Source organism: Gemmatimonadales bacterium (assembly GCA_019637315.1).
GTDB lineage: Bacteria > Gemmatimonadota > Gemmatimonadetes > Gemmatimonadales > GWC2-71-9 > SHZU01.
On record JAHBVU010000005.1, the window covers coordinates 133143 to 157878 of the forward strand.

Annotated in this window: 19 protein-coding genes; 6 read left to right on the top strand and 13 right to left on the bottom strand. The window is 65.7% G+C overall.

Features of this window, described 5'->3' with window-relative positions; all coding sequences use genetic code 11:
* Positions 1 to 50: 50 nt before the first annotated feature.
* The 5 genes from KF785_06585 to KF785_06605 form a co-directional block, all read right to left on the bottom strand.
* Complete coding sequence (locus tag KF785_06585; GenBank protein ID MBX3146422.1) at positions 51 to 776, bottom strand: VOC family protein; 726 nt, start codon at positions 774 to 776, stop codon at positions 51 to 53.
* Positions 773 to 2089, bottom strand: coding sequence for a hypothetical protein (locus KF785_06590; protein MBX3146423.1), 1317 nt, complete (start codon positions 2087 to 2089; stop codon positions 773 to 775). The genes KF785_06585 and KF785_06590 overlap by 4 nt, the downstream gene beginning before the upstream one ends.
* Positions 2090 to 2114: 25 nt before the next feature.
* Positions 2115 to 2582, bottom strand: coding sequence for a DinB family protein (locus KF785_06595; protein ID MBX3146424.1), 468 nt, complete (start codon positions 2580 to 2582; stop codon positions 2115 to 2117).
* Positions 2583 to 2688: 106 nt separating this feature from the next.
* Entirely contained in the window at positions 2689 to 3375 is a 687-nt protein-coding gene (locus KF785_06600; protein ID MBX3146425.1) for a response regulator transcription factor, read from the bottom strand.
* Positions 3372 to 5012, bottom strand: coding sequence for a HAMP domain-containing histidine kinase (locus tag KF785_06605; protein MBX3146426.1), 1641 nt, complete (start codon positions 5010 to 5012; stop codon positions 3372 to 3374). The genes KF785_06600 and KF785_06605 overlap by 4 nt, the downstream gene beginning before the upstream one ends.
* A gap of 125 nt (positions 5013 to 5137) precedes the next feature.
* On the opposite strand from KF785_06605, the gene KF785_06610 reads away from it, so the two are divergent.
* Genes KF785_06610 through KF785_06630 form a run of 5 tightly spaced genes read left to right on the top strand, consistent with a single transcriptional unit; the run spans position 5138 to position 11070 of the window.
* Positions 5138 to 5452: a winged helix-turn-helix transcriptional regulator gene (locus tag KF785_06610; protein MBX3146427.1), complete on the top strand. Its 315-nt coding sequence runs from the start codon at positions 5138 to 5140 to the stop codon at positions 5450 to 5452.
* Positions 5434 to 6735, top strand: a complete 1302-nt coding sequence (locus KF785_06615; protein ID MBX3146428.1) for a TolC family protein — start codon at positions 5434 to 5436, stop codon at positions 6733 to 6735. Before KF785_06610 ends, KF785_06615 begins: the two co-directional genes overlap by 19 nt.
* On the top strand, positions 6732 to 7763 hold the full coding sequence (locus tag KF785_06620; GenBank protein ID MBX3146429.1) for an efflux RND transporter periplasmic adaptor subunit: 1032 nt from the start codon (positions 6732 to 6734) through the stop codon (positions 7761 to 7763). Before KF785_06615 ends, KF785_06620 begins: the two co-directional genes overlap by 4 nt.
* The gene (locus tag KF785_06625) at positions 7760 to 10855 is read left to right on the top strand and encodes an efflux RND transporter permease subunit (GenBank protein MBX3146430.1); all 3096 of its coding nucleotides are present in this window, start codon (positions 7760 to 7762) and stop codon (positions 10853 to 10855) included. The genes KF785_06620 and KF785_06625 overlap by 4 nt, the downstream gene beginning before the upstream one ends.
* A complete protein-coding gene (locus KF785_06630; GenBank protein ID MBX3146431.1) occupies positions 10855 to 11070 on the top strand; it encodes a DUF2892 domain-containing protein in 216 nt (71 codons plus the stop codon). Before KF785_06625 ends, KF785_06630 begins: the two co-directional genes overlap by 1 nt.
* 24 nt (positions 11071 to 11094) lie before the next feature.
* On the opposite strand, the gene KF785_06635 is transcribed toward KF785_06630, so the two are convergent.
* On the bottom strand, positions 11095 to 12462 hold the full coding sequence (locus KF785_06635; protein ID MBX3146432.1) for an NAD-dependent succinate-semialdehyde dehydrogenase: 1368 nt from the start codon (positions 12460 to 12462) through the stop codon (positions 11095 to 11097).
* A gap of 157 nt (positions 12463 to 12619) precedes the next feature.
* Here KF785_06635 and KF785_06640 point away from each other — a divergent pair, with 157 nt between their 5' ends.
* Entirely contained in the window at positions 12620 to 13534 is a 915-nt protein-coding gene (locus KF785_06640) for a universal stress protein (protein MBX3146433.1), read from the top strand.
* A 52-nt stretch (positions 13535 to 13586) separates the two neighbouring features.
* On the opposite strand, the gene KF785_06645 is transcribed toward KF785_06640, so the two are convergent.
* The 7 genes from KF785_06645 to KF785_06675 form a co-directional block, all read right to left on the bottom strand.
* A complete protein-coding gene (locus KF785_06645) occupies positions 13587 to 15776 on the bottom strand; it encodes an acylase (protein MBX3146434.1) in 2190 nt (729 codons plus the stop codon).
* Positions 15777 to 15871: 95 nt separating this feature from the next.
* Positions 15872 to 17275, bottom strand: coding sequence for an ammonia-forming cytochrome c nitrite reductase subunit c552 (locus KF785_06650; protein MBX3146435.1), 1404 nt, complete (start codon positions 17273 to 17275; stop codon positions 15872 to 15874).
* A gap of 27 nt (positions 17276 to 17302) precedes the next feature.
* Positions 17303 to 17764, bottom strand: coding sequence for a cytochrome c nitrite reductase small subunit (gene nrfH, locus KF785_06655; GenBank protein ID MBX3146436.1), 462 nt, complete (start codon positions 17762 to 17764; stop codon positions 17303 to 17305).
* A 206-nt stretch (positions 17765 to 17970) separates the two neighbouring features.
* Positions 17971 to 19422 (bottom strand): beta-lactamase family protein, encoded by a 1452-nt coding sequence (locus KF785_06660; protein ID MBX3146437.1) that lies wholly within the window; start codon positions 19420 to 19422, stop codon positions 17971 to 17973.
* Entirely contained in the window at positions 19422 to 21404 is a 1983-nt protein-coding gene (locus tag KF785_06665; GenBank protein MBX3146438.1) for a hypothetical protein, read from the bottom strand. Before KF785_06665 ends, KF785_06660 begins: the two co-directional genes overlap by 1 nt.
* Positions 21405 to 21448: 44 nt before the next feature.
* Positions 21449 to 22135, bottom strand: coding sequence for a DUF305 domain-containing protein (locus KF785_06670; GenBank protein ID MBX3146439.1), 687 nt, complete (start codon positions 22133 to 22135; stop codon positions 21449 to 21451).
* Between the two features lie 109 nt (positions 22136 to 22244).
* The gene (locus KF785_06675) at positions 22245 to 24617 is read right to left on the bottom strand and encodes a ribonuclease H-like domain-containing protein (GenBank protein ID MBX3146440.1); all 2373 of its coding nucleotides are present in this window, start codon (positions 24615 to 24617) and stop codon (positions 22245 to 22247) included.
* Positions 24618 to 24736 lie beyond the last annotated feature (119 nt).

Below are 24736 nucleotides of genomic sequence, written 5' to 3' on the forward strand. Positions count from 1 at the left end.
GCACCCCAAGCGGAGTGCCGGCCGTTTGCCGCCCTACGCGGTGACGTCCGCTACTCGAACGTCTGTGCAAAGACGATCTCGTTCCCGTCCAGATCGAGGACGGCAAAGTCGCGAAGCCCCCACGGCCGGCTGGCTGGCGGACTGCCGACGCGGGCGCCATTGCTGCGCAACTCCTGATACAATTGATCCGCGTCTCGCACGTAGACGCAGCAGCTCGCGGCGCTGCGGCCTTGGCCTGCCCGTGTCGTGAGGAGCAGGCGGATCGAGTCGCGATCGAGAACGGCGAGGTCGCTCTGCTGGTAGTTCACCGTAAAACCGAGGGCGTTGCGGTAGTGAGCCACACTGGTGGCGACATCGTCCACAGGAAAGCTGGGCATGATAGCGCGACACTGGCCTGTCCCCGGCGGCGTGTGCGCCTCGATCGGTGGTTCGGCAAAGGACTGGCCGAACCAGAGGACATGGCCGTCCGGATCCCTGAGGTCGAACATCTGCATCTTGATCCAGTTGACGCGAGCTAACGGCCCCGGAGCCGCGCCACGATCCGCCAGGTCCGCGTGCATCGCGGCGATGTTGGCGACCTCGATGAAGACGACGTCGCGCGCACCCGACTCATCGGTGCCGCGCAGGACGAGGTCGAGTTGTGCAGGGCCAGAGGTTAGCTGAACAGATCCATCGTCCGAGGTGGCGGCGGCGAACCCGAGCACGTCGCGATAGAACGCCAGGCTGCGTTGCCGGTCGATGACGCGGAGCTGTCGTGAAACAGGTGATACGATCATCGATGCCTCGCCAAGAGTCTATCGGCCTCGTCATATCCTGTGGGCACCTGAACGCCCTCGGTCGATGCGCCGGCTTCGAGCAAGATCCGGATGGAGTCGGGTTGTCGCCGGTCGGACCAGTATGACTCAGTGCAGGCGCTGATCGCCAGCTGGAGCGCGGTTCGGCCGTTGCCATCCCGGGTGTCGAGTGGCGCGCCCCGCGCTATCAGCGTCTCGACCGTCCGATGACGAGCTCGCCACGCCGAGACATGCAGCGCCGTACTGCCCGCCGGGATGCCGAAGTAGCCGTCGCCGGCATACTCGGCGGTGATGCCGACGCCCAGGTCGAGGAGGAGTTCCACCCCGCGAGAGTTGCCATTGCCCGCGAACTCGGCCAGAAGCTGTCCTCCAATGTCGATCAACGCGGACAGCGCCTCGGGTCTCTGGCGAGCCAGTGCCGGTACGTTCTCCTGTCCGCGAGCGCAGGCTGCGATCAGCGCGTCGACACCCGTCGGTGCCTCCGCATGCCCATGGCGTTCGAGCGCAGCAAGCACGTCGCCGCGGCCGCGGCGTGCAGCAAGCCAGCTGACGGTGTGGCCCTGGGCAAGGCGGGCAGGGTCCGCTCCCCGGTCGAGCAGGAGCTCGACGAAGGCGATGTCATTGTCCCGGGCAATCGAGTGGTGCAGTGCCAGGAGGCCCCAGCGCCGGTCCTGATTCGGATCGGCGCCGTGGTCGAGCAGGTACTTTGCGCCGTAGTAGTCATGCCAGTCCAGCTTTCGAATCAGCATCAGCGCCAGATTGTCTGCGGTCACCCTGCCGGTCTCGACCACGAGCTGCATGGCGCGATTGTCGTGCGTTTCCGGGGAGTGGTAGACCACCTCCACGTCGTTCGGGTCGGCGCCACGCTCGAGGAGCAGTGCGGTCAGCTCCGGATGGTGCGCAACGCCCGCCGCACCATAGAGTGCCGTTTCCCGTTCCGGATGCGCTCCCGTCGTCCAGAACCCGGTGTTGGGGTCGGCTCCGGCGTCGAGGAGTGCGGTTGCTGCGCGGAGGAACCTGCTCGTCCGGCTCCGGTCGAGACGAAGGTACCTGGACAGGCCGAGATAGTTGAGCGCATCGCCACCATAGGGTGGGGCCGGGGCGGTCGCGCGCTTCGGATCGACCGCCAGATGCCGCCGAACCTCGGCGTCATCGCCGAGGACGGCGGCGGCGTGAATACTGCTCGATGCGAGTTCGGGCTGGGCCGCCAAGAGAGCGTTGGCCTGGTCGAGCGAGCCGTGCCAGATGGCGGCCTCGATGAACTCAGCAAGCCGATCGGGGGTCGAGCGTGACACGAGACTTCTCCGCGTCTACCGTGACTCAGCTGGACGGTGGGGTCAGACCAAGTATACGAAGGTAAGTCACCAGATTCCCATAATGCAGATTGACGTGCCCCAGATTGGCGACCAGCTCGGCAATTCTGGGTGCGTTGCTTTGATGGTAGGTCTTGCCGCACTCGGCCGTCGAGGCTTCGAGTTGTCGGATCAGCTCGTCCTTGGCTGCGCCGGATTCGGCGACAGTCTCCACCCAGTCCGGGCTCTTGCCGGCGGCTCGGCCGCAGTAGTAGGCGTTGCCGTCGACCACATGCCCGATCAGCTGGCCAAGGGTTCGGACCGACGCCGCCGGCCGAAAGTCGAACCGTTCTGCCGGTACGCGCCGAGCGGCCTCGACGATCCAGGCACTCGTAGCGAGAAAGCTCTCCCGGAGGGCGTCCATGGGAGACGGTTCGGCCGGTGGTGGTACGATTGGTGAAGCGGCCATCAGAGAAAGCAGGACGTGCCGGGTCATGTTGCCTCCTTGCGGGGTCGGGTAGGGTGGACCAGCGCAAGCTGACGAGGAGGGCGGGCCAAAGGGTCGGTGCGGGGTTCGGAGAATGTAAGGATCCTGTGGGGGGTCAGCGTTCCAGTCGATAGCCGACCTTCCAGACAGTCAGGATATGGCGGGGGTTGGCGGGATCGGCCTCGAGCTTCCGTCGCAACTCGGCGACATGGATGTCGACAGTTCGAGACTGAATGTCGGCTCGATACTCCCAGACCTCTTTCAGCAGGTCTGCGCGCGAAGCCACCGCGCCGTTGCGTCGCGCCAGGGCGAGCAGGAGGTCGAACTCGCGCGGTGTGAGGGCGACTTCGCCGCCCTCTCGATACACCGTGCGTGATGCCGGGTTGACCTCGATCTCTCCGAAGCGTTCGACTGACGGCGGCGGAGCGCCCTCGCGGCGACCGGATCGACGGAGCAGTGCGCGCACCCGGGCAATCAACTCCAGGGTGCCGAAGGGTTTGGTCACGTAGTCGTCGGCGCCCAAGGCGAACGCCTGAACCTTGTTGGCTTCTTCGCCTTTCGCCGTGAGCACCAGCACCGGTACCTCCGGATCGTCGGTTCGCAGCGAGCGAAGTACCCGGTAGCCGTCGAGCTTCGGAAGCATCAGGTCGAGGACGACGAGGTCGACGCCGCCGCGCCGGACCCGGTCGAGACCGGCCGACCCGTCGCCGGCGATCTCGACGGCAAATCCCTCGTTCTCGAAGGCCGTTTCCAGGCCGAATGCGAGATCTTCGTTGTCTTCGATGACGAGGAGCGTGCTCATGTCGGACTCTCACCGGTGCCAGGCAGTTCGACCACGAATCGGGCCCCGCCGCCCGGCGCGTCCTCAACCCAGGCTCGGCCCCCGAGCGCTTCGACCAGTTGGTTGACGACGGACAGGCCGAGCCCGCTGCCTCCGATGGCCGCGTTGCGGTGGCGCTCGAGGCGATAGTACGGCTGCCAGATGCGCAGCCGTTCCTCGGCCGGCACTCCCGGACCCTGATCGTCGATGGTAATTCGGACACCCGGGTCGACCGCGGCCGCTGCGATGCGAACCGTCTGACCCGTCCGACCGTACTTGATCGCGTTCTCGAGCAGATTGCGGACGATCCGGGCCAGACTGTCTCGATCGCCCCGGATGGTGAGTGGCTCGCAAGGATCGAGGACGATCGAGGTCGTTCCGGCCTGTGCCAGCGGCTCCAGAACATCCCGAGTTTCTTCGAGGAGCGCGGTGATGGGGACCGCAGTGGCCTCAGGCGAAGCAGGCTGTCGCCGCAGGCGAGCAAACTGGAGGATGTTGTCGACCAGGTTGGTGAGGCGAAGGGCTTCCCGGTGAATGATGCCGATGGCGCGAGCTCGCTCCGGCTCGGTGCGGAAGCCATCCCCTTGCAGCAACTCGCTCAGCATTCGTACCTGAGTCAGTGGTGTCCGCAGTTCGTGCGATACGCCCGATACGAAGTCATCCCGGAGCTGGGCCAACTGCTGCTCGCGCCTGAGCAGAATCAGTGCGGCAGCGCCAATCGCCAAGGTCAGAGCCAAGAGAATGCCGATCTGCGGCAGTCGCGCCGAGGGCACCCCGCCCCCGACGAGCACCGAGGCGACCTCGGGTTCGATCGAAGCGGTGACTGTTAAACCACCATAGAGGGAGCCGAGGGTGTCGACCCCGCTGTACACGGCCGCTGGCGATCCGGTTCCGAGCAGCGAGGCGCCGTTCGCGCCTTCGACATGAATGCGCATCAGCGAGTCGGCCCGGATGCCCCCGGTCATCGCAGGGGGAAAGAACTCGGCGTCGCCGAGGGCGCCCTCGAGCGGCCGCCGTATCTGGGCGGCTTCGACGACCATGCCGTAGATCAAAGGAACACCCCGGTCGGCAATCGCCCAGGCAAGGACGACATCGTCCGGGTGCGTAAGGTCCGGAGCGCCCGGAGCCAGGATCCGCCACGAGCGCGGGCCCCGGCGTGCGACCGAATCCTCGGCAAAGAGCTCGATCAGTTGTCGACCGACCGTGGCCGGAAGCGAGTCGCCGTCGGTCAGGAGTTCGGGTGTGCTGCCTAACGTTGCGCGGAAGGTCGTTCGCGCGAAGCCTGCCGACATGCAGTCGCACTCCTTCTCGGCCAGGACGCGTCGGAGCAGATCCGGGCCGGGCAGGGGGCGACCGGGCGCGGGCAAGGCCGTGCCGATTGCTGCGGCGGCCTCGTTCATTCCCCAGCTCAGCCAGATCCGGCCCTGTCTGGCGTACTGCCACGCCGCGATCGAGGCATAGTGACGCAGGGTTCCCTCGACGATGCCCCGATGTGAGCGTGCCGCCCGGGCGGCTTCAAGGCCCAGGACGCCGGCCAGGCCGAGTGTCGCTAGCAGGAGCGCGACCCCGAGTAAACCGGGGCGACTACCATGGCGGATCGGGCGGGCTGGCTTGGCCATGGCCTACAAGCTTGCGGCTGCCGGACCGGGGCGCCAGGCGTGCCAATGGGGCGGGGCGTATGGGACCTGTAAGGATTGACAGATATGCATAGCATATATACTATATGCTATGTAAAGGAGGCGTCATGCTCAACGCCACACCCCTCGTCCGGGCGATCGACCCTGAGATGCTGAGACGGGCGGCATCCATCATCAAGCTGCTCGGTCATCCGGAGCGGCTCAAAATCGTCGAGGCACTCGAGGGCTCCGAGCGGTCGGTTTCGGAAATCTGCGAGATCTGCGACCTCGAACAGGCGATCTGTTCCCAGCACCTGAGTCGGCTGCGTCGATACCAAGTCGTGAGCGCCCGCAAGGATGGGCAGCATGTCTGGTATCGGGTGGTCGAACCCAAGGTCCACCACATTCTCGAGTGCATCCGCAAATGCGATACGTCATCCTGACCGTCGCGCTGCTCGGCGCGCCCGGGTCCATTCGGGGGCAGGAACCGATCCGCCTGGGCGTGGCGGAGGCCATGGCGCGGGCCCGCACCGCCCATCCGCAGCTTTCGGGTCCTCGGGCGGAGCGCCGTGCCCGAGAGGCGGATGCTCGCGGTTCCAACGCCGCCTATCTCCCGTCGGTTGGGGCCGAGTGGCTGCTGATGCGGAGCGACGACCCCGTCGCTGCCTTCGGTGCCAAGCTGCGCCAGGGCATCTTCTCCGGAGCGGACCTCGGGCTCGATGCGCTCAACAACCCAAATGCTATCTCAAACGTCAGCCTTGGTGTCACGGTTGAACAACCGCTGCTGGCGCCGAGCGGGTGGATGGGTCGTCGCGCTGCAAAGGCCGGCGTAGCCGCGGCGCGCAGTGCCGAAACGCGGGCCGAGCAGCTGGCGGCGCTCGACGCCCTCGGAGCGTACTACGGGGCGGTGCTTGCGTCGTCCCGGGTCGCATCACTCGACACGGCCCTTGCCGCAATGAACGAAACCGTGCGGCAGGTCAGAACATTCCGTCGCGAGGGGATGGTCACGATCGTCGACGAGCAGCTGGCGACCGCGCGGCTGAGCGAGCTGGAGGCAGCCCGGGCGATGGCGCAGGCCGGCCGGCTCGAGGCGGTCGATCGTCTCCTGCTGCTGATGGGCGACGACCCTGGTCAGACCGTCGAGCTGACGGACTCGCTTGCGATCACCACGCTGGAGCCCGCAATGGCGCCGCGGGCCGATTTGGAGGCGCTGCGAGCCGTCGTCGATGCGCAGCAGGCCAATCTTGCCAGGAACCGGGCCGAGTTGCTTCCGACGGCCGGCGCCTTTGGATCGCTGGCCTTCAATGACGACAAGCTGGCGGCCCTGACGGGTCCGATGCGCTGGACTGCCGGTGTGGTAGTACGCTGGTCGCCGTTTCGCGGGTTGCGGGAAACGGCCGAGATCGATCGAGCCCGTGCCGGGCGCGACCGTGCTCGCGAGGAGCTGGCCGCCGCCGAGCGATCGGCGCAGGCCGAGGTGCGGGCGGCGGTGGCGCGACTGGAGGCTGCGACAGCGGCACTCGAGGCGACGGAGCGTGCCCTGGATCAGGCCGCCCAGGCTGCTCGCGTCGCCGCCACTCGCTATGCAGGCGGCGCAGGGACGCTGTCCGAGTTGCTTGCCATTCGGGCGGCCGAATCAGCTCAGCGGCAGAGTCGTCTCGAGGCGCTGTATCAGGCACGTCTGGCCCAGGCTCAGGTGGCCGTTGCGAGGGGAGGAAATCCATGAAGTACCTGATGGTAGTGGCAATCCTGCTGGCCGGTGCCGGCTGTGGTTCCGAGAAGCCCGCAGCGGCAACGGCCGAGGGACCGGTCTCGGAGGTCGCGACGATCGTAATAGGCGACTCCGGGGCGACCGAGACATACCATGCGGCGGGAACCGTTCGGGCGACCCGTCGTGCTGAGCTTGCGACGCGGGCCATGGCGCGAGTGGAAACGGTCCGGGTGCGGGCCGGTGATCGAGTGCGTAGCGGTCAGGTCCTGGCCACGGTGGAGCGGGGTGCGGTGACGGCGGCGGGGTCGCAGGCGGCGGCCGGGCTCGAACTCGCGACCACGAATCTGCGCCGGATGGAACGGCTCTATGCCGATAGTGCGGTTCCGCTGGCGCAGCTCGAGTCCAGTCGGGCCGCCTTTGCCGCCGCCCAGGGTCAGGCGGACGCCGCGACCGCCGAACTGGGCTACGCCTCGATCACGGCGCCGTTCGACGGCGTCGTTGTCGCGCGCAACGTCGATCCGGGTGCGTTGGCGACGCCTGGTCGACCCTTGCTGATCGTCGAGGATATGGGAACGCGGGAGATCGTCGCGGGGGTGCCCGATGCGCTGGCGCGCGGGCTCGTCGTCGGTGGAACGCTCACAGCGCTGGTTGGTGCGGATCGGCAGGCTGTGCCCGTCGTGGTAGCTGCGGTAGTTCCGTCAGCCGATCCGGTCAGCCGGACGGTCGAGGTTCGTCTCACCTCCAAGTCGCCGCTGACCCCGGGACTGACGGCCATCGTCGAAGTGCCGGGAGCGCAGCGCATCAGCCGGCAGATTGCGGTGCCGTCGTCCGCGGTGCTCTCGCGCGGCGAGCTGACGGGTGTCTATCTCGTCGGGGCCGACTCCACGGCGCGTCTTCGCTGGGTCCGGTTGGGTCGAGCGCAGGGCGATGCGGTTGCCGTCGTAAGCGGGCTGGCCGCAGGAGATGTCGTCGTTCGTGACGCTGCAGGGGTGCGTGACGGCATGCGGATACGGAGCGCGGCGAGCAGCGGTGGTGCGACATGACGATCGGGATATCCGGGCGGGTTGCCCAAGCGTTTCTCAAGAGCAAACTCACGCCGCTGCTGATCCTGGCCTCGCTCGTTGCCGGGTTGGCCGGTGTGCTGACGACACCGCGCGAAGAAGAGCCGCAGATCAGCGTGCCGATGGTCGACGTCTTTCTCTCGGCGCCCGGGTCCTCGCCTGAGGAGGTCGAGCGTCGGCTGATCGAGCCGGTCGAGCGGCGGCTTTGGGAAATTGGCGGTGTCGATCATCTCTACAGCACGGCGGCCAGCGACGGCGGGATGATCACCGTCCGCTTTGCCGTGGGCGACGATCCGGAGGAGAGCATCGTCAAGGTCTTTGCGAAGCTTTCCGGCACGCCCGCGCTGCTCAAGCTGCACACCATCGACGAGGTGCCGGTCCTGACGCTGACGCTCCATGGCGGTGGGTACGACGAGTTTCAGCTTCGTCGGGTGGCGGCGGAACTGCGAAACGAGATTCAGCGGATTCCGAATGTCGCCGAAGTCGAAGTCATCGGCGGCGCGCCCCGGGTTCTCCTGGTCGAGCCCGATGCCGCGCGGTTGACGGCGCATGGCCTGTCGCTCGATCGGCTGGTTAGCGCGCTGGCTGGCGCGAACGTCCTGGTGTCCGCCGGCGACGTGCTGGTCGACAATGCGAGTCTCCCGGTCCGGGCCGGTCGTCAACTGGGCAATGCGGAGGATGTTGCTGCGGTTCTGGTGGCGGTGCGGGCTGGCCGCGGAGTTCGTCTCGGGGATGTTGCCCGGGTTGTGGATGGCCCGGCTGAGCCGGCCTGGTATGTGAGCCACCTCGAGCGCAATGTACCGACCAGTCCCGCGGTGACCATCTCCATTGCCAAGCGACCCGGGACCAATGCGGCGTCGCTTGCCAATGTAGTTCTCGCCAAGGTCGAGTCGCTCCGGGGCGTGGTCGTTCCGGCGGATCTCGAGACCAGTGTTACCAGAAACTATGGCGAGACGGCGAACGAGAAGGCCGTCGAACTGCTGAGCCATATCATCATCGCCACCGTCGGCGTGGCGCTGCTGGTCTGGTTTGCGCTCGGCTGGCGTGAGGCGCTGGTGGTGCTCGTGGCGGTGCCGGTTACGCTGGCGTTGACACTGCTCGTCTATCGCGTGCTCGGATATACGCTCAATCGGATCACCCTCTTTGCTCTGGTATTTGCGATCGGGATTCTGGTCGATGATGCCATCGTCGTCGTCGAGAACATTGCGCGGCACCTGGGGATGAAGGGCAAGTCACCCGAGGATGCGGCGGTCGAGGGCGTCGACGAGGTCGGCAACCCCACCATTCTGGCCACATTCACGGTGATCGCGGCCATCCTGCCCATGGCGTTCGTGACCGGATTGATGGGTCCGTATATGCGGCCGATTCCAGTCGGCGCCTCGATGGCCATGCTGTTCTCGCTGGCGGTTGCGTTCATCGTGACACCGTACCTGGCGCTGCGGCTGGTGCGTCATCATGAACCTGCTGAAGATGTCGCGGTGTCTGCCGAGGGTCGAGTCGGGCGGGGCTACCGTCGGATGATCGAGCGCCTGCTGGTCAATCGCGGGCAGCGCTGGGCGGTCTACGGCGGGGTGGTTGTGCTGCTGCTGGTGTCAGTCGGCCTTATCGGCATCAAGGCCGTTACCGTCAAAATGCTGCCCTTCGACAACAAGAGCGAGTTCCAGGTCATTCTCGACTTTCCGGAGGGTACTACGCTGGAAACCAGCGCTCGCGCTGCGCACGAGATTGCCGAAAGGCTGCTGTCGGACCCGGATGTTCGCGACATCCAGGTCTATGCCGGCACTGCTGCGCCGTTCAACTTCAACGGGCTGGTGCGCCACTACTTCCTTCGTCAGGGTCCGGAAGTCGCCGACCTCCAGGTCAACCTGGCCCCGAAGCATGATCGGGATGCCCAGAGCCACGACATTGCGGTTCGGCTGCGCCCCGCCGTGACCGAGGTGGCCTCGCGATACGGTGCGCGGGCCAAGGTTGCCGAGATACCTCCGGGCCCGCCCGTCCTCGCGACGATTACGGCCGAGGTGTTTGGTCCCGATGATGTCACTCGGCGCCAGGTGGCGAGTGAGGTGCGCCGGGCTCTCGAAGCAACCGACGGCGTGGTGGATACGGACTGGACCCTGGCTGACCGGGCACACGAGGTTCGAGTGGCAGTACGCCCCGATGTTGCCGAGTTCGCCGCGCTGGCTGGTGCCGACGTTGCGCAGGCCGTCCGCAGCCTGGGTGGAATCCAAGCGGGATTGCTGCATGATGCCCGGGCAGCGGAGCCGGTGCCGATCATGGTGCGGCTGGCGCAAGCGGAGCGGTCGGGAATTTACGGAATCCTGGGAATTCCCTTGCAGAGTCGGGCTGGTGGAATCGTGCCGGTTGCTGCGGTTGCCTCGGTGGATACGGTGCCTCGGCAGGAACCAAGATTCCGGAAGGATATGAAGCCGGTCGTATACGTTACTGCGGACGTAGCGGGTGCCATCGAGGCGCCGGTGTATGCGATGCTGGCGGTCGATCCGGTTCTCCAGCAGGCCGGGGTTGTGACGACCTGGAGCGGGCCGGCATCGTCGACGGAAACCGCTACGGTCAACTGGGACGGCGAGTGGCGGATAACCTACGAGGTCTTCCGCGACCTGGGTATTGCCTTCGCGGCTGTGCTGCTGCTGATCTACTTCCTGGTGGTGGCCTGGTTCCAGTCGTTCCGGACCCCGCTCGTCATCATGGCGCCGATTCCCCTCACGCTGATCGGCATTCTCCCCGGTCATGCGATCGCCGGCGCGTTCTTCACGGCGACATCGATGATCGGGATGATCGCCCTGGCCGGGATCATCGTTCGCAACTCCATCCTGCTGGTCGACTTTGCGGAACTCGAGCGGGCGCGCGGTCTGTCGGTTCGCGAAGCGGTGGTCGAGGCCGGTGTTATCCGTGCCAGACCGATCGTGCTCACCGCGGCGGCTGTTGTCATTGGCGGCGCGGTGATGGTGACCGATCCGATTTTTCAGGGACTGGGCCTCGCGCTGATGGCTGGCGCCGTCGTGGCGACGCTGCTGACCTTGGTGCTGATCCCTCTTCTCTATGCGGAGATTGCCTGATGTCGCTCCATCATCGTATTCGCCTGATTGCCGGTACGTTCGTGCTGATTTCGCTGGCCCTCGGTACCTGGGTTCACCCCTACTGGTACCTCTTGACCGCGTTTGTCGGCGTCAATCTGATTCAGTCGGCCTTTACCCGGTGGTGCCCCGCCGAGTTGATCCTCGCCAAGCTCGGCCTGGCCGGGCCTGCAGAGCGTTCTGACAGCTGTGGCTGACCGCTCCCGACGGCGTCATCCGTTCTAGGGGCGGATGACGACCGTCTTGGTGTTGACGAACTCACGGATCCCGTAGACGCCGAGCTCGCGTCCATAGCCTGATTCCTTGATGCCGCCAAAGGGCAGCCGCGGGTCTGAGGCGACCTGGCTGTTGACGAAGGTACACCCCGCTTCGAGCTGGCGCGCGACCCGCTCGCCGCGCTCCAGGTCGCGAGAGAACACCGCGGCGCCCAGTCCGAAGATGGTGCCGTTGGCGATACGAATCGCATCCGCTTCGTCGCGCGCGGCGATGATGGCGGCGACCGGACCAAACAGCTCTTCATCGTGCGCGGGCATTCCCGCAGTCACATTCGTCAGCACGGTCGGCGGGTAGAATGCGCCGGGGCCCTCGGGGATGCTGCCTCCCAGGCGGAGCGCGGCCCCCTTGGCGACCGAGGCGACGACCTGTCCGTGCAACTCGTCTCGGAGGTCGTGGCGAGCCTGCGGCCCGACATCGGTGTCGGGGTCGAGCGGGTCACCGGTTTTCTTGGTGCGCATCAAGGCAATGAAGCGCTCGGTGAAGGCGTCGCGCACCGCATCGACGGCGATGAATCGCTTGGCCGCCACGCAGCTTTGGCCGCTGTTGACGAGCCGGGCGGCGACGCAGACCGCCGCTGCCTGGTCGACATCGGCGTCCTCCAGGATCAGGTAGGGATCCGAGCCGCCGAGTTCGAGCACCGTCTTCTTGAGCACTGCGCCGGCTTGCGCGGCAACCGCCTTGCCGGCTGGCGTACTGCCGGTCAGCGTCACAGCCCGAACCAGCGGATGCTCGATGATCGCCCGAACCTGATCGCTGCCGACGAGCAGCGTGCGAAAGACGCCGTGTGGAAACCCGGCCTGCTGAAAGAGCTCTTCGATGACGAGCGCGCACCCAGGCACATTCGACGCATGCTTGAGTACGCCCACATTGCCTGCCATCAGGGCCGGTGCCGCAAACCGATACACCTGCCAGAGCGGGAAGTTCCACGGCATCACGGCGAGGACCACGCCGAGCGGCTCGAACGCTACGTACGATCGGGTCGCGTCGGTTGGGATGACGTCGTGGGCCAGGTGAGTTTCGGCATGGTCGGCGTAGTACTCAGACACCCAGGCGCACTTGTCGACTTCGGCCCGGCCCTGGGCCAGCGGCTTGCCCATCTCGACGGCCATGAGCCGGGCGAGTTCGTCCTTCCGCTGACGCAGGTGCTCTGCCATCGATCGGAACAGGCGGGCCCGGTCCCCAAAAGTCGTCGTCCGCCACCGTGGCCATGCCTCGTGGGCCTCGGTAACGGCGGCAAACGTATCGGCTGGGGACATCGTGCTGTAATCAGCGACGGTTTCGCCAGTCGCAGGGTTGATGGCTCGGATCGGCATGCGGTCCTCGAACGTGTCGGCTGTGTTCCTGAACAGTAACAGGCCGGCCACGGCTCTGGGCCGCCCTTCATGAACGTTCCATCATACCAGGCTCAGGATCGGCTCACGGGTCCGACCCCAGTATTGCTGTATCGGGCTGAACGAGGCGGAGGAGCTCATGTCAATCCAATCGGTGATGGTGTCGGTCGACGGGTCTCGTTTCAGTGAGACGGCGGTTCCAGTGGCACGGCAGCTGGCGCGAACCGCGCGGGCTTCCCTGACGATCGTTATGGCGCACGAGATGGCTGGCGTCCCAACGGCGGCTGGTGTTGGCGAGTCCGACGACCGGGATGGCCAGGGCATCCGGGTTTTGGAGAAGACCTACCTGGCAGAAATTGCGCTCGCCAACGCGCATACGGGTGGCATTCCGGTCGGATTTCGCCTGATCGAGGGATCGCCCGGACCTGCCCTGATCGCCGAGATGGACCTGGCACGCCCTGATCTGCTGGTCATGTCGACGCATGGCCGGGGGGTCCTGAGTCGGCTCTGGCTGGGCAGTGTGGCGGACTATGTCGTCAGGCACGCGACACAACCGGTGCTTCTGCTGCCCGGATCTGCCAATGTCGCGGCAGATTGCTCGTTCCGGCGCGGGCTCGTGCTGATGGACCGCACAGAGGCAGCCGAGGCTGTGCTCGGACCGGTGGCCGAATTTGCGGCCCTGCACCAGTCTCACCTGACTCTGATGCACGTACTCGAGCCTGAGCCTGGTGCCCTGGGAATGGCGTCCGGGGAGTCGGTGCCCCCTCGTGATTCGCAGCTGGGCGGGGAGTATCGTAAGGCACAGCGATACCTCGATGGCCTAGCCCACGAGCTTCGTGCTCACGGCATTCAGGTCGCGACCCGGGTGGTGGTCGGCCTCGGTGCAGCGCCCACGATTCTGCAGCAGATCGAAGTAGGCGGGTACGATTTCGTCGCCATGACGACGCATGCCGGCAGCGGGATGGTGGCGCCACTACTGGGGCGGGTGGCCGACAAGGTCATCCGGGGGGCTGAGCGCCCGGTGTTCCTGGTTCGGCCGAGGGCTGCCCCCTGACGGCAGCTGCGTCCGGGACCCATTGGTCCCGAGCGCAGCTGACTTCGTGATGCTATTTACCCGGGCGGTAAGTTCGCTTGGTGCGCCCGACGAGCTGGTCAGGGTAGAAGTAGACCTCCCTCAACGTCCCGGTACTGTACCGCTCGGCCTGATCGCCAAAGTGCGGTGAACTCGGGTGACCGCTCTGACCCCCGGCTGTGATGGCGCGGGCCCGGACGCTGTCGCCGAACTCCACCGCGGCTACGAAGCTATTGCCGCTGGTACCATACCATTTCTTGGTGCCAGGATAGGCCCGTGCACCAAAGACGGCCAATGAGCCCCAGCGGCCCGAGGTGAACCCAACCGGGATGCTCGGACTGGCGTCGTCGAAGGGGTGGACGATGTCGCCGGTGATCCGCTGGAAGCGGTTGATCTCGCCCCAAGGTGTTTTCCAGGTTCCGAAGTCGGCGGCGAGCTTGTCGGAAGCGGCGGCCAGTGCCTCCAGGCGTGCTGCTGGGCTGGTACGACCGGCCATGTACTCGTAGACCGACAGGTTGCCCCGATCAGTCGCGTTGATAACCCGCTGCCACAGCTCTTCACCCCAGAAGACGGCGAGTGACGTCGGAACCGACGCCACGCCCCACTGGCGGTCCCAACGGCGCAGCGAGTCGAGCTGTTCTGCCAAACGCGTCTTGAGCGGGTCCGAGGCCGGGGTTCCGTCGGCGGCGCTGAGCAGCGCCGGAATGAGATCGTCGAAGGCCGGCATCGACCGGTTGTACGCGATGGCAATGAGCGTATCGAGCGTGACGTTGCGCCGTCCCGTCAGCTGACGGATCGCGTTGATTCCGCGAGGATTCTCGGGGTAGGTCTCCATGTAGGCCGGGAACCGGTCGCGCCTGGGGCTGTCCGGGCCGGCGGCGGAGTAGGGCCAGTTGTTGGTGTTGTAGACCCAACCGATCGACGGATTGAATACGTTGGGCGATTCGTCGATGCTGTGGATGCCCTGCCATTCCGTGGCCGGGTTGCTGCCGTCTACCGGACGCGACCAGTCGAATCTGGTGTCGCGTCGGGGGACGAAGTTGGCGTGAAAGTACGCGATGTTGCCGTCGGCGTCTGCATAGACGGTGTTGTTGGACGAGTTGGTGTGCAGTTCCATCGTCTGACGGAACTGCTGCAGATTCCTCGCCTTGGTTCGACCGTACGACTGACTGAGTGCCTTGACCGGCTCTTCCATCAGACGCACGGCAACCCATTTCCCGTCCTGGGCGCGGACCACCGGGCCGTGGTGGGTTCGGTGGACCGTGAAGCTGCGCTCGGCCATCCCGGTGCTTGTCTTGTACGGGACCTTGATGGTTCGACTCGTCACGGGCCGCTCTTCGTTGCCGAACCGGTAGGTGTGCCCATCCGCCGTCGAGGTGGTGGTCAGGAGATACTCGTCGATGTTGTCGACGCCGCTCGACGTATGCATCCACCCGGCCCGGTCGTTGAAGCCCTGGTAGACGAAAAACTGACCCCACGTGACCGCTCCATAAGCGTTGAGTCCCTCCTCGCTGGTGACATGGACTTCAGCCCGGAAAAAGAACGACGTATGGGGATTGATTAGAAGCATCGATCGACCCGAGGCCGAGTTCTTGGGGGCGATCGCGATGCCGTTGGAGCCGCGTGGCTCGTTGTCCGGCGGGGCAATCGTTCGATGTGCAGCTGCGACCTGTGCCGGCTGACCACCGTAAAAGGCCTCGAGCTCCCGGAGTGAAACGCGCTCGATGTCGCCTCCGATGCTTCCTTCGCTGAAGCTCAGCGCCATCCACGGCTCGAATCGCGCAATGACCCGCGGCTTCACCTCCGGATGCGTGTGGAGGTAGTAGTTGAGGCCGTCGGCAAAGGCGTCCATCAGGGACCGGAGCCACTCGGGGCTCGCGGCATACTTGGCGCGCAGGCTGTCCGGGTCGATGAACAGCTTCATCCGCAGGTCGCGGTAGATCTCCCCTTCGCCCTCCGCCTCTGCCAGCCTGCCCATGGCGTTCAGGTAGTTCGTCTCGATCCGATTGAAATCGTCTTCCGCCTGGGCATACATCAGGCCGAACACAACATCGGCATCGGTCTTGGCTGAGATGTGCGGAATGCCCCAGTCGTCACGAATGATGGTGACGTTGCTGGCTCGTGCTTCCCAGCGTTCGAGGTCGGGATGCTCTGGTGAGCCGGTTCCGCAGGCAGCGAGCATGCCGACGAGGACAAGACCTGCGTAGTTGAAACGTGCGGACATGGCAGCGGTGCGCTTGGCGCGATAGGGGACAGATGCTCGAGCGGAGGACGAAAGATCGCCCCGCCTCCGGCCGTGGGCCAGGGGCGGGGCAGGACTCAGCGGGCCGCAGGTACGGGAGGAAGCCGCGGGTGAAAACCTCGATCGCGGACGGCGATCTGACCCTGGCGCGCGTAGTCGATGGCCTCGCCGAGAATGCGTGCGGCTTCCTGAGGCGCGTGGAAGCCCATCGAGTTCTCCGCCTCGATGAAGTCGAGATAGAACTGGGCCCGGCGCTGGAGACTTCGCGCGGTCGCCAGTTCGGCGTCCGGTCGCCCCGCGCTCCTGGCGGCGGAGAGGTCCGCGATCAGGCCGACCAGTGCGTCCATGGCCTGATCTCTCAGGCGGTAGGTGTTCTCCTGAATCAACTCGGCGCGTGCTTTCAGTTCATCCGCAGCGACCGGATGGCAGGTCTGACAGGCATTGCTGACATTGAGCAGCGGGCTTCGAATGTGGTGATCGGTCACCTTGAGTGCGCCAACCCGCTGGTAGGGCATATGGCAGTCGGCACAGGTTACGCCGGATCGGGCGTGCACGCCCTGGTTCCACATCTCGAACTCCGGGTGCTGCGCCTTGAGGACCTCGGCGCCGGTCTCTGCGTGAACCCAGTCGCGAAATGCAACGCTGTCGTAGTAGGCATAGATCTGGTCGACCTTGAGTCCCTTGGACCAAGGATAGACGAGCCGCTTCTCTGAGCCTTTGAAGTAGTACTCGACATGGCACTGACCACAGACGAAGGCGCGCTTTTCCTGGCGGGTCGCATCACGGTTCACGTCGTAGTTGGCGACGCCCTGCGAGGCTTTGTACGCCCGCATGCCCTCGATGAATCCCGGGCGCGTGATCCGCAGCTCCATGGTTCCCGGAGTATGGCAGTCGATACAGGCCACCGGATGGGTCACCTTGGTGCGCGCCTCAGCGTACGGCATCTGGTTCATCAACTCAAAGCCGCGGGTCAGGTCTCCCTCGCCGAGGCGCATATATGGCACGTAGACCGAGGCATGACAGTGCATGCACGTGCCAGGCTGGCCGACCGCTTGACGCTCGGTGAAGGTCTGATCTTCCAGCATGTAGGCGTGCCCACGCTCCTCGCGGAAGTCGCGCGCAAAGGCATAGCCGGCCCACATAGTGCGCAGTCGGGGGTCCTCCTCGAGGCGTGATTGGGCCACGATACTTCGGGGATCTGCAGCAGTTGGCGTGCGCGGCATCGCTTCGCTGCCACCAAAGCGGGTCCGCTCCTGGTCGACGGTCCGCCGATAGGTGTCGTACTGATGGGGAAAGTTGCGTCCCCAGACTTCGGGTGCCTCAGTCGTGTCGGTTATCTCCACGACCTGAAAGAACGGGGCGCGAGCTTCCTGCTTTCGCTCGAAGATGTTGACGAGCAAGGCAAGGACGGCCACGGTTGTCAGAGCGGCAGCGAGTCCCAGCAGGAGCAGGCGGCGAGGGCGGCCAGGGCGCTCAGTCATCGATTCTCCTCCGGAGTGAGCGTGACACTATCGTCGGTGTCCGACCGATGGATGACAGGCAAGGCAGCTGACGGAACCGTCGTTGTTCGCCAGGATGGCGTGCACCATCGGAGCGTGGCAATCGCGACAACGCTGCTCGGCGATGGCGCGATTCGTGGCCTTGATCTGGATCGGCTCGTGAAAAATGCCCGACGTGAAAGCGGTCGAGTGCCAGAATCCGTTGCTTGCTTTGGTGACGTACTTCGCGATGGTCCCGTCAGGCGTGTGGCAATCGTTGCAAGTCGCCGCCTTGCGATGGCTGCCGGTCAGCCAGGCAGAGTACTGAGGTTCCATGATATGGCAATTGGCGCATGCCGCAGGATCGTTGGTCAGGTAGGATGCCCCTTTTCCATAGGAGAAGGTGAACATTCCCACGCCAAGGCCGACGCCGACGAGCGCAACGACGACGAGCAGGGGGGTCTGACCGCGATTGTGACTGGAGTCTCGCATCCGGCCTCCGGTTCGAAACCGCGTTCATGGAACGCCGTCGCGGGCTGCGGTGCTGTGACTCTACCATACTAGTCTGGCCGAGCCGAGTGCGCATCCCCCGGGGCCCGCTGTTGCTGCTGCCCCGCTTGCTGCAGGATCTGTCGTGGCCGCGTCCGAAGCCGGGCAGCGATGCCCGGCTTCGTCACATCAGAAGGTTCTCAGGGGCGTCAGTGTACGCGGGTAACGAACGAATCTCCGGTGATCATCCGGACGACGCGGCCACCCTCCTCGACGAAACGCACCACCTCGCCAACAGGCCCGCCGCCGGTCGGGGCCACGAAGCGGAACTGATCGTTGCCGATGGGTTCGAGCTCGGTAGGATTGTCGACGTTCGGCCCGTACGGATTGATGATGACGAGGCGATCGTTGAGCTGGACGACCTGGGACACGCTGCCGCGATTCTGATACAGACCCACGAACCGTGACCATGAGGGGTCCCAGGCAAACTTACGGGGCGGAGGCGCCGTGGCCTTGGCAACCGCCTCGCCGACGGTGCGCATCAGCTGACGCGCGATGTCGCTGGGATTGGAGTCATTGGTGTTGGTAAGCACCACGACACCGACCTTGGAGTCCAGTTGGATCAGCGTCTGCGTGGTGTACCCCGGGTAGCCGCCGCCGTGCCCGACGTAGACCTTGTCACCGATCCGGTTGACAGCAAATCCGACGCCGGTGCCCGAGGTCCAGTTGGTTTCGAGCATGCGGACCCGGTGCATTTCCCGGAGCGACGCCGTGCTGAGAATTCGATCGCCCCCGCGCGACCCGCGACGGAACTGCGCCGAGACGAAGCGTGCCATGTCGTCGACGGTCGAGGTGATACCGGTTGCTGCGGGCATGCCTCGCGAATCGACGAACGGCGTCGTCACGCGGGAGCCGTCGGGCAGGCGCGGGCCGTAGCCGGTGGCCAGGCCGGCCACGTTCTGGTCGACGCTGGACGCGGTCATGCCTAACGGGTCGAACACGTTACGCTGGATGTAGTCGGACCAGCTCTCGCCGGTAATGGCCTCGACGACGTATCCCGCCACCGCATACGCCAGGTTGGAATACTTCCAGCGGGTCTCCGGCGGAAACGCAGCCTGCCGGTCGCCGATCAGGGCACGAACCTGATCGATCGTGGGAAACTCGAACGTGGTCCAGTGATCACCGGCTTCGCGCGGCAGACCGGAGCTGTGGGTCAGCAACTCTTCGATCGTGATTGGGGGGTCATCCGGCTCGGCCGGTTTGACCTTGAACCAGGGCAGGTACTTCACCACCGGATCGTCGAGCTGCAGCTTCCCCTGCTCGCGCAGCTGCATGATGGCCGTCGCGGCGAACAGCTTGCTGTGTGAGGCCATCCTGAACTTGGTGCTGCGCGTCATCGGCCGCTTCGCGGCGATGTCGGCATGCCCAAATCCGGCAGTCCAGACCAGCTCCTGGTCGGCAATGACACCGACCACAATGCCTGGCAGGCCTCGGGAAACGACCTGACCCTCCATCCAGGCAGAGAACAGGCGTTGTGCGGCGAGAACGTCGGGGTGGTTGCTGGCCTGGGCTTGGGCGCTGAGGGGGGCCATCCCGAGGATCAGGATGGCCCCGGCGACCGTCGCGGTAGCCGCGAACGATCGCCGGAAGCCGCGGCGCATCAGGACCGCGCTGCGGCGAGGTCCTTCACCGCCTGTGAGAGGAGGCGGACCTTGGCGGCATCGCGTGAGCCGCCTGCCTCGCCGTCGAGCTGCGAGGCAAGGGCGTTGAGGCCGTCGCGCCGGGCCGAGCTCGAGCCCCGTTCGGCAGTGCTCAGCGTCTGGCGGACAGCCGCGATCCGGTCAGCCGACAGGCCGCGCGACCGCTCCAGCTGGTCGACATACGCCCGCGCGAGCGCAAAGCTCGGCGGCCAGACGAACTTGGGCTGACTCTGCGGATTCAAGTAGTCGAGCTTGACCGTATTGGCGGCGTCGATCTCGTTCTGCGACAGGAACCCGCTCGGCACCAGTTCGAAGATGTCGAGCCCGCGGGCGATTTCCGAGTTGACGATCAGACCATTGTACCAGTAGACCGACCAGGACCCGCCCATGACCATCCGAGTGGGGTCGACCGGTCCGCGATCGTGATAGGCGATCTCGATCGGATTCTTCGGGTCGGTCCAGTCAAAGACCAGAATGCCGCCCTGATACCAGCCCTGCACCATCACATCTCGGCCGGGAATCGGGATCAGCGAGCCGTTGTGGGCGACGCAATTCTCCTCTTCGGTCTGCTCAGCGGGCAACTTGAAGTAACTCTGGAACTTCATCTGCCCGTTCTCGATCGTGAAGATGGCGTTGGCGCCCCACTCGGGCTTGTCGATGGCCCGGCATTTCGGCGCGCCGCCGCCGCCCCATTCATCGGTGAACATGATCTTGCGGCCATCGTTGCTGAACGTCGCCGAGTGCCAGTAGGCAAAGTTCGAGTCGGCCACGAAACTGATGCGGCGCGGATTGACCGGGTCGCTGATGTCGAGCAGCATCCCGTATCCTTCGCAAGCGCCTCCGGCCAGGCCGATTTCGGGATACACGGTAATGTCGTGGCACTGGGTCGGGCCCGTTTCGCGCCGGGGTGGCGCGTTGCCCAGCAAGCGGGCAATGATGCCCGGCAATGCCGCATTCAGGGCGGCGCTGTCCGCAGCGGTCGGGGTGCCTGAGCCGTTCCGCGCCCGGACGATGCTGTCGAGCATCGGGCTCGTCATCTGGACCGGCAGCGGCATGTCCTGACCCATCACGTTGGCGATGAACTGCCCCCGCGCTCGCGCGGCCGCGAGTTCGCCCGGAATCGCGGCGTGGCGCGGCGGTGCATCGAGTCCCTCGAAAATCCGGGGGGAGCTCACGATGGCTGCCTTGGACGGATCGGCGAGAGGTACCTTGATGACCTCGATCCGGAAGAGTGCCGTGTTGGCGTCCGTGTCCGGCATCGCATCGCTGCAACCAGGCAGCTCTGCAGCCGGGCGAACCGGTGCCGAGCCGGAGACGTAGACATAGACGTTGTTCGGATCGCTGGGGTGAGCCAGCACCGTGTGGGTGTGCGAGCCGCGGCAGGTTTGCACGTTTGCAACGTTCTTCGGATTCTTGATGTCGCTGATGTCGAAGACCCGAATGCCGCGCAGCCGATCATGACTGACGGCTTCCCGGACACCCTCGTCGCTGCAGTCGAGACGCCCGGTGTAGCCTTCACCCGACACAAAGAGCAAGTTCTTGTAGATCGAAACGTCGCTCTGCGAGGCCGGGCAGTAGATGGCCGACACCAGGCCAGGCTTCTTGGGAGTGGAAAGATCCCAGATCTGCCAGCCGTTATAATTGCCCTGGATGGCATACTTGCCGGTGAAGGCGAGATCTGAGTTGGTGCTTCCTGCGAACCGCTCCGGCGACATGGTGTTGGAGAGCAGCCGGAGATTCCAGATTGCCTCGCCCGCGTCGGTCAGCCCCGCGCGCAACCCGACTCGGGGATCGGGAGTCGGCTTGGCCGTCGAAAGGGTGGCCGGTGCTGGTGTGCTGCCCCCATAGCTGGAGGAGCTGTAGGAGGAACACCCGAGCGAGAAGAGCCCAACGGCCAGCGACAGCGCCAGGCCGGGGCGATGAACACGATGCACAGCTAGCATGACAGGTTCCTCGGTGGGGAGAGCAGGTAACGGACGCCACAGGATCATGGCGTCTTTCCTTCGATAACCAGAGCGACGAGCATCTTTTCCATTCGGGCGATTTCGGTCACCTGGTCGACATTGATGTCGGCCGCGAGGCGGAACACGGTTTCGTCCTGCCCGGCTCCGTCAGTGGCGAACAGGTCCTCGACCATCGAGACGGCCCCGCGATGATGCTGGATCATGAGTTTGAGAAAGAGACGGTCGAACTCGGTGCCGCGGGCGCGGTTCAGGCGGTCGAGCTGCTCCTCGCTGAGCATGCCCGGCATCTCGCCATGGTGGGCAGCGTGGTCGCTATGCTCCGGGATACCCTTCCTGTCGACCCGCGGTACCGGCTGATGGCGGTCGGCCAGCCAGCGCTGCATCAAGGCAATCTCATCCCGCTGGGCGTTGATGATCCGCTCGGCCAGGCGTTGAATCCCGGGACTGGCCTGATGGGTGGGGGCCCAATGAGCGATGTACAGGGCCTGCGCGTGATGCCCGATCATGGCCGACATAAAGTGAATGTCAGCCTCCGTGTACGGGCGTTGAATGCTGTCGGCACGGGCCTGGGCAATATGGCGGTCATCGCCGGCGTGCGCCCCGTGTGCCGGCGTCGGAACGGCCCGGATCGGCTGACCGCTGCTGCAGCCCGCGGTCAACAGCCCGATCAGCGCCAGAGCAGGTATATGAGGTGATGAAAATGAGGCCATGCGGTCTCCTGCATTTCGGGCGGACTGACCCCTGGGGTCGCCCGCAGGTTAGCCCCGTAGAATACATCGTAAGGCCCGGCCCGGGCCACGGCAGGCCGGGCGGGCGGGGTCAGCCGAAACGAGGCGACGGCAGCGTGGTCAGGATCGGGCGGATCGTCTCCAGGCTCGGCGCAAAGAGCGATGGCTGCTCTGGATCGGCAAAGACGGCCGCGAAATCCTCCGGCGACAGCGCCCGGGCCAGTCGGGCCGCGTACTGCTCACGCAACAGCCGGAGGTAGTGGTCGACGTCGTAGTCCCGTTGTTCGGGCGGGTCCGTGCCGCCGCCCTGATCGGGGGCAATCCGACCCCCGCCCTGGCGAACCCGATAGATCCGAACCCTTTCGCCTCGCCGCCAGGCGGAGCGACCGTTGGTCAGCATCGCCTCGTAGGCGACTTCCTTCCGCCCTTCGCGGGTGGTCCCATACTCGGCCGGCGATTTGGTGAGCCGAACCAGCGAGGCAACCTGGCTGACAGGCAGTTCGCGCCGACGCAGGGCGCTCACGGCATCGAGGTAGGCCCGGCGAACCCCTGGAATGTCCCCCGCGAGCAGCCGGCCGACCGCCTGCCGAAGGAAGGTGTCGGCAAACGGTTCGTTGCGACTCGATCGGAAGGCGACACCGCGCAGGGTCAGCCGGCCGGTGTGCTCGAGCAAGGCATAGTTCTTCGGCTCATGCGAGAGCATGGCGGCGTAGCGACCGTCGAACTCCAACTGCACCAGCGCCGGCAGCAACTCGGCGACCTCGGCCACGACGCGGCGCTCGTCGGCCTCGGTCCAGCTCTCGGGAACGGCAAAGTAGACTCCGTCCGTGTCCGCTTCGAGCAGCGTCACGCCACGATCCGCCAGCTCTCGACACATCAGCGCCAAGGTGTCCCGCCCCCGGCGGGTGACTTCGTTGGCAGCGTGGACATCGGCAAATCGAGTCAGCTCTCCGCCCGCGGCGAGGTAGCCATAGGCAGTGTTGACCACCAGCTTCATGGCGGCGGACACGGCCTCATGGGTGTGTCGCTCCGCAGAGCCGGGTTCCGCTGCCCGCGCAGCTGCTTTGGCCGCGAGACGGTGCGGAACCAGGCGATCGACCAGCGCGACCAGCACGCCGAGGTGATCGCGGCTCGGCCCAATCCGATAGGCGCGCATTAGCGACGGATAGAGGCTGGCGACGTCGGCCTTGACGACCCGGTGCGCGACGCCGGTGGCAAAGAGATGGAGCGCCGCTCCGCTGTGCGGGGTGCCGTCGCCGGGCTGGTGGGCCGGCAGCGCTGTTCCCGACCGCAGGTAGGCCCGAACCAGGAGCGGATCGATGACGCCGGTTGCTGCGCCGGCGTCTGCCAATCTCTCGTAACGCCTCGGTGCCATTCGGGCCAGCGCAAACGCTGCTCCGCCAAGCATCCGGGCCAGGCCGGCAACCTCGGCAACATCAGAGCCCGCGTAGCGGCGGACCCGATCGGGATCGGTTCGAAAGACCCGATAGATCTCCGCACCAGGAATCATCTCCCGATCCGGCTCGGCAAGGCCCAGATGCCGCGCTACCGCCTTGAGGCCATGGCCCGGGAAGTCGCGGGTGGCAAAATCGTGGCGGCGCACAGCATCGAGGGTGTCGATCAACTCCCGCCCGGGTACCATCAGGCGCACCGTGCGGCCGTCGCCCCCGCGGTCACCTCGTCGCGCGGCGCGAGGTCGAAGTCCGCCGCGACCGATCCGCCCCAAGGCCAGGGTCACCCCCAGGCGCCGTGCCCGGCGGTCGAGAAAGGGGAGGTCGAAGCCGTACAGGTTGTGGTTCTCGATGACATCGGGGTCGGCCGCCTGGACTGTGCCTACCAGACGGCTGAGCAGATCGGCTTCGGCGGCGTCGTCATCACCCTCGGCTTCGAGGATGTGGGTGACGCCAGCCGGATCTCGCACCGCAATCATGAAGATCCGATGCCGGTTGGGGTCGAGCCCGGTCGTCTCAAGGTCGAGCTGGAGACGATGCAGGGCGTCGAACGAGAGGTCGCGAAAGTAGGTGCGCCCGGTCGCCGTCAGGTACTGCTCTTCCGGACTCAGCGCGAGATAGGAGTTTCGGTCGAGACTGCGCAGGTGGCCGACTGGACGGCCGAGCCTGGCGCTGGCTCCGCTGAGGAGTGCGGCGGTGAGAGCGTTGCCCGTCGGCGCCGAGACCAGGTAGCGAAGCGCGCCAGGACCGTCCAGCTCGCGCCAGGTTATCGGACTCGACGAGCCCTCCCGCCCCAGGTCCGAGCCCAGATGCTGCAGGTCGTCGAGCCGATCGAGCAGGAGCCAGGGTCGGAACCTGGCCTCTTCGCGAACCAGTGCTCCGGTCTCGGGGATCCGCCGCCAGACCGTTGCCCGGCCATCCGATTGCGCCCAGACCGAGACGATGCCGGGTGTCGGGTCCCAGCCCCAAAGCCATTCGTCCTCGATCAGCGGCGTTCTCCCCCTCGGCAGGATTTCCCATCGCGCGGATTTGCGATCGGGCTCTCGAACCCAGGGCAGCAATCTAATCCGTGGTTGCGTGCGTGATCCTCACCATCGAGACCACCCCTATACGGCTTCGATGCCGGGCAGGC